Here is an 11,528-nt window from a genome sequence, read left to right on the forward strand (position 1 = left end):
AACCGGGCCAGTACAGAGAGATTAACGCGCGTTCTGCTTGATGAAATCGTGGATGGTGGTGTCCTGAGACATATCCGCGATGGTGTCGGTCAACACGCTGTTAACCGCATTGGTGATCTTTTCGTTGGTCGCCTGGAAAGCGCCTTCCACGTTATAGCTGGCGCGGTAGTTTTTCGTCAGCTTGTTGCCATTGGCAGCGGTGGCGATGATGGCGATATCCGCTTTGGTGGCGATGTTGTAACGCACGTTGCCCTGAGAGACGTCAGCGTAGAGCTGGTTAACGATGATCTGCAGGTTAACCGCGCCGTTCGGCCCAATCATATATCCGCGCGCGGTCATCTGCTTCTCCAGCACTTCCTGCAGCAGGAAGCGCAGATCGCGCGACGCTGTCAGGGTAACCAGTTGGTTATCACGGGTGACTTTCGCCAGCGCCTGATCCGGACGCTGATCGGCACCGTTAATGCTGACCGTTACGCCCATCAGGCTCGGATCTTGTTGCGGAAGGGTAATTTTCGGTGTGACGTCAAGGGTGGTCGGCGGAGTTGCGCAGCCAGCCAGCATAAATAAAGCAACCAACGGGAAGAGGAGTTTCTTAATCATGTTCAGGCTCTCAAGGCTCTAAGCTTCTGGGAAAAATTGTCGCCATCATAACATTGCCGTTGTTAAGAGGAAGTCCTCAACGCATGTAAATTCATCGTGTTGTGGTTTTTTTCAGCGCCCGTAACATCTTCAAACACGATCCCGGCCCCAAATGTCCAGGTTTTCCCTGAAGAGTATGCCGTTGGACGCAAAAGCGCGACAAAGGCTAAATTTTTGTTGTCTTATTGTAACGGAGACGGTAAAAGCGGCTAACATTTAAAGGGATAGCTGGTATCTCAGCGTTGTCGGAGGCGTACCATGATGATGCGTGATCAAATAGAATCAAAACTGAAGGCGGCATTTGAGCCTGTTTTCCTCGACGTTGTGGATGAAAGTTACCGTCACAACGTTCCCGCGGGTTCGGAAAGCCATTTCAAAGTGGTGCTGGTGAGCGACTGCTTCACCGGCGAACGTTTCCTCAACCGCCACCGCATGATTTACGGTACCCTGGCAGATGAGCTGGCGACGAAAATTCATGCGCTCGCGCTGCATACCTACACCCTGAAAGAGTGGGAGGGGCTACAGGATACCTTGTTGACCTCGCCAGCCTGCCGCGGCGCAGGGACTCTCGCCTAGAAAACCGGGTTGCAACGGGCTGAACTTTTCCAGTATGTTGCATGCAGTTAATGTGAAAACGGCCTGCGGGCCGTTTTGTTTTGTCTGAAATTTGAGCGAGAAGCGCCCCTTTGTGAGCAAAATTGCTTCAGAAGTGTGAAAAATGACGCACCGTTGCGCTATTACCGTTCTCGACTCATATCTGCGATGCCGCTATAATGCGGCGTCTTATTTTTCGGAATGTCTTCGGGGTGATTCTGACGACAGGGAATGTATATCTGATTTGAGAGAGCATCCCGGTTCTGCAAAGCGAGAGGTTTGCTGCGCAGGGTAGAGTTGACCGAGCACTGTGATTTTTTGAGGTAACAAGATGCAAGTTTCAGTTGAGACCACTCAGGGCCTTGGGCGCCGTGTAACGATTACAATCGCTGCTGACAGCATCGAGACCGCTGTGAAGAGCGAGCTGGTCAACGTAGCGAAGAAAGTACGTATTGACGGTTTCCGTAAGGGTAAAGTCCCGATGACCGTTGTTGCTCAGCGTTACGGCGCCTCTGTTCGCCAGGACGTGCTGGGCGACCTGATGAGCCGCAACTTCATCGACGCGATCATCCAGGAAAAAATCAACCCGGCTGGCGCACCGAACTATGTTCCGGGCGAATACAAACTGGGCGAAGACTTCACCTACTCTGTTGAATTCGAAGTCTATCCGGAAGTTGAACTGAAAGCGCTGGACACCATCGAAGTTGAAAAACCGCTCGTTGAAGTGACCGATGCCGACGTTGACACCATGCTGGATACCCTGCGTAAGCAGCAGGCAGACTGGAAAGAGAAAGATGGCGCTGCTGATGCAGAAGACCGCGTAACTGTCGATTTCACCGGTTCTGTTGACGGTGAAGAGTTCGAAGGCGGCAAAGCGACCGATTTCGTACTGGCGATGGGGCAGGGTCGTATGATCCCAGGCTTTGAAGAGGGCATCAAAGGCCACAAAGCGGGCGAAGAGTTCACCATCGACGTGACCTTCCCGGAAGAGTACCACGCGGAAAATCTGAAAGGTAAAGCGGCGAAGTTCGTCATTAACCTGAAGAAAGTTGAAGAGCGTGAGCTGCCGGAACTGACCGAAGAGTTCATCAAACGTTTCGGCGTTGAAGATGGTTCTATGGACGGTCTGCGCGCAGAAGTACGTAAAAACATGGAGCGCGAGCTGAAAGGCGCCGTGCGTAACCGTGTTAAATCTCAGGCGATCGACGGTCTGGTTAACGCCAACAACATCGACGTACCGGCTGCACTGATCGACAGCGAAATCGACGTTCTGCGTCGCCAGGCTGCTCAGCGTTTCGGTGGCAACGAGAAACAGGCTCTGGAACTGCCGCGCGAGTTGTTCGAAGAGCAGGCTAAACGCCGCGTTGTTGTTGGTCTGCTGCTGGGCGAAGTGATTCGTACCCACGAGCTGAAAGCTGATGAAGAGCGCGTTAAAGGCCTGATCGAAGAGATGGCTTCTGCGTATGAAGATCCGAAAGAAGTGATCGAGTTCTACAGCAAAAACAAAGAGCTGATGGACAACATGCGTAACGTCGCGCTGGAAGAACAAGCGGTTGAAGCGGTTCTGGAAAAAGCGAAAGTGACGGAGAAAGCAACCTCCTTCAGCGAGCTGATGAACCAACAGGCTTAATCGTTTTCTGCGATAGCTAAAAGTAATAAGCCCGTCACCTGCTTGCTGGTGGCGGGCTTTTTTTATCGCATTGGCTTTATCAGAACTGTGCTAAAAGCATGTTTCAGGGTTAGCGTAACAGCAAAAGATTGTTATGCTTGAAAACATGCGTGGTCATCCCCACTAAAGAGGGTGGCAGGAAAGACTCTGGCTGATAATCCGTCCGTGAGGGGTCGTAGTCAGACCTCTTTCACTCAAGTACAATCAGTGCAGCAAGTTTGTTAATTTTTTATCCAGGAGACGGAAATGTCATACAGCGGCGAACGAGACAACTTTGCACCCCATATGGCCCTGGTGCCAATGGTTATTGAACAGACCTCCCGCGGTGAGCGCTCTTTCGATATCTACTCCCGTCTTCTCAAGGAACGCGTAATTTTCCTGACCGGTCAGGTCGAAGACCATATGGCCAACCTGATCGTGGCGCAAATGCTGTTTCTCGAAGCAGAGAACCCGGAAAAAGATATCTATCTCTACATTAACTCTCCGGGCGGCGTGATCACGGCAGGTATGTCTATTTACGACACCATGCAATTTATTAAACCGGACGTCAGCACCATCTGTATGGGTCAGGCCGCGTCAATGGGCGCATTCCTGCTGACGGCCGGCGCAAAAGGCAAGCGCTTCTGCCTGCCGAATTCACGCGTGATGATCCACCAGCCGCTGGGCGGCTATCAGGGTCAGGCGACGGATATCGAAATCCACGCGCGTGAGATCCTGAAAGTGAAAGGGCGCATGAATGAACTTATGGCGCATCACACGGGTCAATCCTTAGAACAAATTGAGCGCGATACCGAACGTGACCGCTTCCTTGCCGCGCAAGAAGCAGTTGATTACGGGCTGGTTGACTCAATTTTGACCCATCGTAACTAATGCTCAGTCCGCATTGGCCGCTATACTTTCCAGTGCAAGCGGCGTAATGCCTGAGTAACGTTTTGCGCCTGGAATGGCATTTGCGTCGTCGTGTGGCGCAAAGAACAGAAAAGAGGTTTTACTCATGACAGATAAACGCAAAGATGGTTCGGGCAAACTGTTGTACTGCTCTTTTTGCGGCAAAAGCCAGCATGAAGTGCGTAAACTGATCGCCGGACCGTCCGTGTATATCTGCGACGAATGTGTGGATCTGTGTAACGACATTATTCGCGAAGAGATTAAAGAAGTTGCGCCGCACCGCGAGCGCAGCGCGCTGCCGACGCCGCATGAAATCCGCCACCATCTCGATGACTATGTTATCGGTCAGGAGCAGGCGAAAAAGGTGCTGGCAGTGGCGGTCTACAACCACTACAAACGCCTGCGCAACGGCGACACCAGCAACGGTGTTGAACTGGGCAAAAGTAACATTCTGCTGATCGGGCCGACCGGTTCCGGTAAAACGCTGCTGGCCGAAACGCTGGCGCGCCTGCTTGATGTACCGTTCACCATGGCGGACGCCACCACGCTTACCGAAGCGGGCTACGTCGGTGAAGATGTGGAAAACATCATTCAGAAGCTGCTGCAGAAGTGTGACTACGATGTGCAGAAAGCCCAGCGCGGCATCGTCTACATTGATGAGATCGATAAGATCTCTCGTAAGTCAGACAACCCTTCCATCACCCGTGACGTATCGGGCGAAGGCGTACAGCAGGCGCTGCTGAAGCTGATCGAAGGTACCGTTGCTGCCGTTCCGCCGCAGGGCGGTCGTAAGCATCCGCAGCAGGAGTTTTTGCAGGTTGATACCTCCAAAATCCTCTTTATCTGCGGTGGTGCTTTCGCAGGCCTCGACAAGGTGATCTCTCACCGTGTAGAAACCGGCTCCGGCATCGGTTTTGGCGCAACGGTGAAAGGAAAATCCGAAAAAGCGAAAGAGGGCGAGCTGCTGGCGCAGGTTGAACCGGAAGATTTGATCAAGTTTGGTCTGATCCCTGAGTTCATCGGTCGTCTGCCGGTTGTCGCTACGCTGAACGAGCTGAGCGAAGAAGCGCTGATCCAGATCCTGAAAGAGCCGAAAAACGCCCTGACCAAGCAGTATCAGGCGCTGTTTAACCTCGAAGGCGTTGATCTGGAGTTCCGCGACGAAGCGCTGAACGCTATTGCCAAGAAAGCGATGAGCCGCAAAACCGGCGCCCGTGGTCTGCGCTCTATCGTCGAAGCCGCGCTGCTCGACACCATGTACGATCTGCCGTCTCTGGAAGACGTCGAGAAAGTGGTGATTGATGAGTCGGTAATCGAAGGGCAAACCAAGCCGCTGCTGATTTACGGTAAGCCGGAAGCGCAGCAGGCATCTGGCGAATAATTCGTCAATTCATACAGTCAGTTAATCAAAGAGGGGGGATTTTATCTCCCCTTTTATTTTTCCGACTTCCCGGCGTTGAATGTGTGGGAAACATCCCCATATACTCCATTACATGTTAATGGTGCGTGTGGCACAGTCACGTCACCTTGATTACCTGGCGGACTTTAAACTAAGAGAGAGCTCTATGAATCCTGAGCGTTCTGAACGCATTGAAATCCCCGTATTGCCGTTGCGCGATGTGGTGGTTTATCCGCACATGGTCATCCCGTTATTTGTGGGACGGGAAAAATCAATCCGTTGTCTTGAAGCAGCCATGGATCATGATAAAAAAATCATGCTGGTTGCGCAGAAAGAAGCGTCAACGGATGAGCCGGGTGTAAACGATCTTTTCACCGTCGGGACCGTGGCGTCTATTCTGCAGATGTTGAAACTGCCTGATGGCACTGTAAAAGTGCTGGTCGAGGGGCTTCAGCGCGCGCGCATTACTTCGCTTGCCGATAACGGCGAGCACTTCTCTGCGAAAGCGGAGTACCTTGACTCGCCGGCCATTGATGAGCGCGAGCAGGAAGTGCTGGTACGTACCGCGATCAGCCAGTTCGAAGGCTATATCAAGCTCAACAAAAAAATTCCGCCGGAAGTGCTGACGTCGCTGAACAGTATCGACGATCCTGCACGTCTGGCTGACACCATTGCTGCGCATATGCCGCTGAAGCTGGCTGACAAGCAGTCGGTGCTGGAGATGTCCGACATCAACGAACGCCTTGAATATCTGATGGCGATGATGGAGTCGGAGATCGATCTGCTGCAGGTTGAGAAACGCATTCGCAACCGCGTGAAGAAGCAGATGGAGAAATCCCAGCGCGAGTACTATCTGAATGAGCAGATGAAGGCCATCCAGAAAGAGCTCGGCGAGATGGATGACGCGCCGGACGAAAACGAAGCGCTGAAGCGTAAAATCGACGCGGCGAAAATGCCGAAAGAGGCCAAAGAGAAGGCCGAGTCCGAGCTGCAGAAGCTGAAAATGATGTCGCCGATGTCTGCGGAAGCAACCGTGGTACGCGGCTATATCGAGTGGATGGTGCAGGTTCCGTGGAATGCGCGCAGCAAGGTGAAAAAAGATCTTCGCCAGGCGCAGGAAGTGCTGGATACCGACCACTACGGCTTAGAGCGCGTCAAAGACCGTATCCTTGAGTATCTTGCGGTTCAAAGCCGTATGAACAAACTCAAAGGGCCGATTCTCTGCCTGGTCGGGCCGCCGGGGGTAGGTAAAACCTCGCTCGGTCAATCCATCGCCAAAGCGACGGGCCGTAAATATATCCGTATGGCGCTGGGCGGCGTGCGTGATGAAGCAGAAATCCGTGGTCACCGCCGTACTTACATCGGTTCTATGCCGGGTAAACTGATCCAGAAAATGGCAAAAGTTGGCGTTAAAAACCCGCTTTTCCTGCTGGATGAGATCGACAAAATGTCCTCCGACATGCGTGGCGATCCCGCTTCTGCGCTGCTGGAAGTGCTCGATCCTGAGCAGAACGTGGCGTTCAGCGATCACTACCTGGAAGTGGATTACGATCTGAGCGACGTGATGTTTGTTGCCACCTCCAACTCCATGAACATTCCGGCACCGCTGCTGGACCGTATGGAAGTGATTCGCCTCTCCGGTTACACCGAAGATGAGAAGCTGAACATTGCCAAGCGCCACCTGCTGACTAAGCAGATTGAGCGTAACGCGCTGAAACCGAACGAACTGACGGTTGATGACAGTGCGATCGTCGGCATTATTCGCTACTACACTCGCGAAGCGGGTGTGCGTGGTCTGGAGCGTGAAATCTCGAAACTGTGCCGCAAAGCGGTGAAACAGCTGCTGCTGGATCCGTCTCTGAAGCATATCGAGATTAACGGCGACAACCTGAATGACTACCTCGGCGTTCAGCGCTACGACTACGGTCGTGCGGATGATGAAAACCGTGTAGGCCAGGTGACCGGTCTGGCGTGGACTGAAGTGGGCGGCGATCTGCTGACCATTGAAACCGCCTGCGTGCCGGGTAAAGGCAAGCTCACTTACACCGGTTCGCTGGGTGAAGTGATGCAGGAGTCTATCCAGGCTGCATTGACCGTGGTGCGCGCGCGCGCAGAGAAGCTGGGTATCAACGGCGACTTCTACGAAAAACGCGACATCCACGTGCACGTGCCGGAAGGTGCGACGCCGAAAGATGGTCCGAGCGCCGGTATCGCCATGTGCACCGCGCTGGTCTCCTGCCTGACCGGTAACCCGGTTCGCGCCGATGTTGCGATGACGGGTGAGATCACCCTGCGCGGCCAGGTGCTGCCGATTGGCGGTCTGAAAGAGAAACTGCTGGCAGCGCATCGCGGCGGCATCAAAACCGTGCTGATTCCTTACGAAAATAAACGCGATTTGGAAGAAATTCCGGAAAACGTCATTGCCGATCTGGATATCCATCCGGTGAAACGTATCGAAGAAGTGCTGACGCTTGCCTTGCAGAATGCGCCGTTCGGCATGCAGGTAGCCACTGCAAAATAGTGACCTCGCGCAAAGTGCGTAGAGAAATATAAGGCTGGTGAGTGATTTCGCACTTGCCAGTCTTTTTTTGTATAGCTAATTTAGATTGCTGGTCGGCTATGTCATCATCAACTGATGTTGTAAGGGCATGACAGGCCTGTTATAACTGCTGCGCGGTCGCACTGCGAAGGATGTGGTGCGATATAAAATATAAAGAGAGGAAGAGAAGAGTGAATAAATCTCAACTGATAGACAAGATTGCCGCTGGCGCTGACATTTCTAAAGCTGCCGCCGGACGCGCGTTAGATGCGTTAATTGCTTCTGTTACTGAATCTTTGCAATCCGGGGACGACGTAGCACTGGTTGGTTTCGGTACTTTTGCGGTTAAAGAGCGCGCTGCCCGTACTGGCCGCAACCCGCAAACCGGCAAAGAGATTACTATTGCTGCTGCCAAAGTCCCTGGCTTCCGCGCAGGTAAAGCGCTGAAAGACGCCGTGAACTAAGGACTTTCCCCACGCGGGGAGGGTGGCAACATACAAGGGCACATCGCGAGGTGTGCCTTTTTTATTTTCGCAAAATCAATTTCTGCGAGTTTATGCGCGATGCGGGCTAACAATTGCACCGTTTTCTTGTCAAAATACGCGCTTACATGCAGCGGGCCTCGTGCGCTGCCTGAGATCTACAGTCACCTACAGCGGAGTGTTGTTACACCATGATGGACAATTTACGCGCGGCGGCGAATCACGTCGTGCTCAAGATCATTCTGGGTTTGATTATCGTGTCATTCATTTTGACTGGCGTGGGTAACTACCTGATTGGCGGTAACAATAATTACGCCGCAAAAGTTAATGGCCAGGAAATTGGCCGTGCGCAGTTTGAAAATGCGGTAACCAGCGAACGCAACCGTATGGCGGAGAAGCTGGGTGACCAGTTCTCGGAGCTGGCCGCAAATGAAAACTACATGAAATCCGTACGCCAGCAGGTGCTCAATCGCATGATTGATGAAGCTCTGCTGGATCAATATGCGAAGAAGCTTGGCCTCGATATCAGCGATGAGCAGGTCAAAAACGCTATCTTCTCCACCGATGCTTTCAAGTCTGACGGCAAGTTTGATAATAACCGCTTCAACGCCCTCGTTAACCGTATGGGCATGAGCGCCGACCAATACGCGCAGGCGCTGCGCAACCAGCTTATCTCTCAGCAACTGATCAACGCCGTTGCCGGCACCGATTTTATGCTCAAAGGCGAGACCGACGAGCTGGCGGCGCTGGTATCCCAGCAGCGCGTCGTGCGCCAGGCGGTGATTGATGTGAACGCGCTGGCAGCAAAACAGACGGTCAGCGATGACGAGATCGCCAGCTATTACGACCAGAACAAGAGCCGTTTTATTGCGCCTGAGCAGTTCCGCGTAAGCTACATCAAGCTTGATGCGGCAGCGATGCAGGAAAACGCCACCGACGCACAGATTCAGGCTTACTACGACGAGCACAAGGATCAGTTCACTCAGCCGCAGCGTAATCGTTACAGCGTCATCCAGACCAAAACGGAAGATGAAGCGAAAGCGGTCATTGACGAGCTGAAAAAAGGGGCTGACTTTGCTGCCCTGGCGAAGGCGAAATCCGCTGACATCATCTCTGCCCGTAACGGCGGCGATATGGGCTGGCTGGAAGAGTCCACCACGCCGGATGAGCTGAAAAACGCCGGTCTGAAAGAGAAAGGCCAGCTCTCAGGCCCGATTAAATCCTCCGTTGGCTACCTGGTGGCGCGTCTGGATGATATTCAGCCTGCTGTCGTCAAACCGCTGAACGAAGTACGCGATGAACTGGCGGCGAAAGTGAAGCATGAAAATGCGCTGGATGCCTGGTTCGCGCTGCAGCGTAAAGTGAGCGAAGCGGCGACCAACGATAACGAATCCCTGGCGGGTGCTGAACAGGTTTCAGGTACCAAAGCGGTGCAGACCGAGTGGTTTACCCGCGACAACCTGCCGGAAGAGCTGAACTTCAAACCGGTGAGCGATGCGATTTTCAACGGCGGTCTGGTAGGGCAGAACGGTTCGCCTGGCAACAACTCGGATATCATCACCGTTGATGGCGATCGCGCGTTCGTACTGCGTGTTACCGACCATAAAGCGGAAGCGATTAAGCCGCTGGCGGAAGTGAAAGCACAGGTCACGGATATCGTTAAGCATGATAAAGCTGAGCAGCAGGCGAAGCTGGATGCTGACAAACTGGTTGAAGCGCTGAAAGCGGGCAAAGGCGACGACGCGATGAAAGCCGCTGGTCTGAGCTTCGGCGAAGCGAAAACCCTGGCGCGCCTCGGACAGGATCCGGTTGCAACCGCAGCCTTTAACCTGCCACTGCCGGCGAAGGATAAACCCTCCTACGGCAGCACCACCGATCAGCAGCGTAATGTGGTGATCATTGCGCTGGATGAGGTGAAAGCGGGCGAAATGCCGGAAGCGCAGAAGAAAGCGATGATGCAGGGCGTGACGCAGAATAACGCGCAAATCGCCTTTGAAGCGCTGATGGGCAACCTGCGCAAAGAAGCGAAAATCAAACTGGGCGATACCTCAGAACAGCAGCAGTAACGGGAAGCTTCTCCCAAAAAAAGGTAACGCTCTGCAATACACAAAGGCCGCTTTCGCGGCCTTTTCCATTTCTGCTGTTTGCCCTTTGTAGACATTTTCTGCCCTGGTTATGCTCCGCTGCGAGTTAACACAACGGAGATAACAGCATGAAACATGGAGTCAAAACCCTTTTACTGCCCCTGGCGTTTGTGTGTGCAACATTCAGTTCTGCCACGCTTGCCGCGCCCGCAAGCGGTGCAAAACCACCGGCGGCACATGCCGCGGCACCGGCTTCTCACACCAAAGGGCAGGAGGCGGCAAAGCCTGCGCAGGAAGAGGAGGAGGGCGTTAAAGTCAGCATCAACAGCGCGACGGCGGAAGCGTTATCAAAGGCGCTGAAGGGCGTTGGCCTTAAAAAGGCGCAGGCGATTGTCAGCTATCGCGAAGAGTATGGGCCGTTTAAGAGCGTCGAAGATTTAAAACAGGTGCCAGGTATGGGCGGCAAGCTGGTGGAGCGTAATCTGGTAAACCTGAAACTGTAAGCTGCTTGCGTAGTCGCTAATTTTTGCCAGAATAAGGAGGTCATACCAGTATGACCTCTGTCTCTATAACTATAAACAGTAAAGGTTAACGCGCTATGCAGACCCAAATAAAAGTTCGTGGATTCCACCTTGATGTCTACCAGCATGTAAACAACGCCCGCTATCTCGAATTTCTTGAGGAAGCGCGCTGGGATGGGCTGGAGCACAACGAGAGCTTTCAATGGATGACCGCCCATAACATCGCTTTTGTGGTGGTTAATATCAATATCAACTATCGCCGTCCGGCGGTGCTCGGCGATCTGCTTACGGTCACCAGCCATGTCCAGCAGATTAACGGCAAAAGCGGCGTATTAAGCCAGGTGGTGACATTAGAGCCGGAAGGGCAGGTGGTTGCCGATGCGCTGGTGACTTTTGTCTGCATCGATCTGAAAACCCAGAAAGCGCTGGCGCTGGAGGGGGAGTTGAGGGAGAAGCTGGAGATAATGATCGGGGAGCGGGATTAAGAAACCCTGTAGGCCGGATAAGCATTTATGCGCCATCCGGCATGTTTCGCGGCGCCCATGCCGAATTGTCAGGCGTAGGCCGGATAAGGCGGAGCCGCCATCCGGCAATGGGCCCGGTATGTGGCTTTGGTGGAAGGGTTCCGTTCACCATGCGTGCGGCGGAATATTTTTCTCACTGGTGCGGTGAACGGGACAAGGGAAGCGGCCGCGCTCCCCTTGTCAATCCCC

The 11,528-nt window shown here is 53.4% G+C and carries 10 protein-coding genes; 9 read left to right on the forward strand and 1 reads right to left on the reverse strand.

The window, feature by feature from the left end:
- Positions 1-21: 21 nt before the first annotated feature.
- Positions 22-600 (reverse strand): lipoprotein, encoded by a 579-nt coding sequence (locus tag IAE50_RS18640; RefSeq protein WP_023481890.1) that lies wholly within the window; start codon positions 598-600, stop codon positions 22-24.
- 297 nt (positions 601-897) lie between these two features.
- On the opposite strand from IAE50_RS18640, the gene bolA reads away from it, so the two are divergent.
- The 9 genes from bolA (at position 898) to IAE50_RS18685 (ending at position 11,300) form a co-directional block, all read left to right on the forward strand.
- Positions 898-1,215 (forward strand): transcriptional regulator BolA, encoded by a 318-nt coding sequence (gene bolA / locus IAE50_RS18645; RefSeq protein ID WP_042713623.1) that lies wholly within the window; start codon positions 898-900, stop codon positions 1,213-1,215.
- A 349-nt stretch (positions 1,216-1,564) separates the two neighbouring features.
- A complete protein-coding gene (gene tig, locus IAE50_RS18650; protein ID WP_023481893.1) occupies positions 1,565-2,863 on the forward strand; it encodes a trigger factor in 1,299 nt (432 codons plus the stop codon).
- Between the two features lie 285 nt (positions 2,864-3,148).
- On the forward strand, positions 3,149-3,772 hold the full coding sequence (gene clpP / locus IAE50_RS18655) for an ATP-dependent Clp endopeptidase proteolytic subunit ClpP (RefSeq protein ID WP_007373538.1): 624 nt from the start codon (positions 3,149-3,151) through the stop codon (positions 3,770-3,772).
- A 124-nt stretch (positions 3,773-3,896) separates the two neighbouring features.
- Positions 3,897-5,171, forward strand: a complete 1,275-nt coding sequence (gene clpX, locus IAE50_RS18660) for an ATP-dependent protease ATP-binding subunit ClpX (protein ID WP_054804405.1) — start codon at positions 3,897-3,899, stop codon at positions 5,169-5,171.
- Between the two features lie 184 nt (positions 5,172-5,355).
- Complete coding sequence (gene lon / locus IAE50_RS18665) at positions 5,356-7,710, forward strand: endopeptidase La (protein WP_023481941.1); 2,355 nt, start codon at positions 5,356-5,358, stop codon at positions 7,708-7,710.
- A 209-nt stretch (positions 7,711-7,919) separates the two neighbouring features.
- Positions 7,920-8,192 (forward strand): nucleoid-associated protein HU-beta, encoded by a 273-nt coding sequence (hupB, locus tag IAE50_RS18670; protein WP_010428111.1) that lies wholly within the window; start codon positions 7,920-7,922, stop codon positions 8,190-8,192.
- Between the two features lie 209 nt (positions 8,193-8,401).
- Positions 8,402-10,276 (forward strand): peptidylprolyl isomerase, encoded by a 1,875-nt coding sequence (gene ppiD, locus IAE50_RS18675; protein ID WP_200580922.1) that lies wholly within the window; start codon positions 8,402-8,404, stop codon positions 10,274-10,276.
- Positions 10,277-10,422: 146 nt separating this feature from the next.
- A complete protein-coding gene (locus IAE50_RS18680; RefSeq protein ID WP_042717132.1) occupies positions 10,423-10,797 on the forward strand; it encodes a helix-hairpin-helix domain-containing protein in 375 nt (124 codons plus the stop codon).
- Between the two features lie 95 nt (positions 10,798-10,892).
- Entirely contained in the window at positions 10,893-11,300 is a 408-nt protein-coding gene (locus IAE50_RS18685) for a YbgC/FadM family acyl-CoA thioesterase (RefSeq protein WP_124969411.1), read from the forward strand.
- Positions 11,301-11,528: the final 228 nt, after the last annotated feature.

It is taken from the genome of Kosakonia sp. S42 (assembly GCF_016624785.1).
Lineage (GTDB): Bacteria > Pseudomonadota > Gammaproteobacteria > Enterobacterales > Enterobacteriaceae > Kosakonia > Kosakonia cowanii.

Coding starts and splice junctions, on each gene's coding strand:
- bolA (WP_042713623.1), top strand. CDS start 898: ATGATGATGCGTGATCAAATAGAATCAAAACTGAAGGCGGCATTTGAG.
- lon (WP_023481941.1), top strand. CDS start 5,356: ATGAATCCTGAGCGTTCTGAACGCATTGAAATCCCCGTATTGCCGTTG.
- tig (WP_023481893.1), top strand. CDS start 1,565: ATGCAAGTTTCAGTTGAGACCACTCAGGGCCTTGGGCGCCGTGTAACG.
- IAE50_RS18680 (WP_042717132.1), top strand. CDS start 10,423: ATGAAACATGGAGTCAAAACCCTTTTACTGCCCCTGGCGTTTGTGTGT.
- clpP (WP_007373538.1), top strand. CDS start 3,149: ATGTCATACAGCGGCGAACGAGACAACTTTGCACCCCATATGGCCCTG.
- ppiD (WP_200580922.1), top strand. CDS start 8,402: ATGATGGACAATTTACGCGCGGCGGCGAATCACGTCGTGCTCAAGATC.
- IAE50_RS18640 (WP_023481890.1), bottom strand. CDS start 600: ATGATTAAGAAACTCCTCTTCCCGTTGGTTGCTTTATTTATGCTGGCT.
- IAE50_RS18685 (WP_124969411.1), top strand. CDS start 10,893: ATGCAGACCCAAATAAAAGTTCGTGGATTCCACCTTGATGTCTACCAG.
- clpX (WP_054804405.1), top strand. CDS start 3,897: ATGACAGATAAACGCAAAGATGGTTCGGGCAAACTGTTGTACTGCTCT.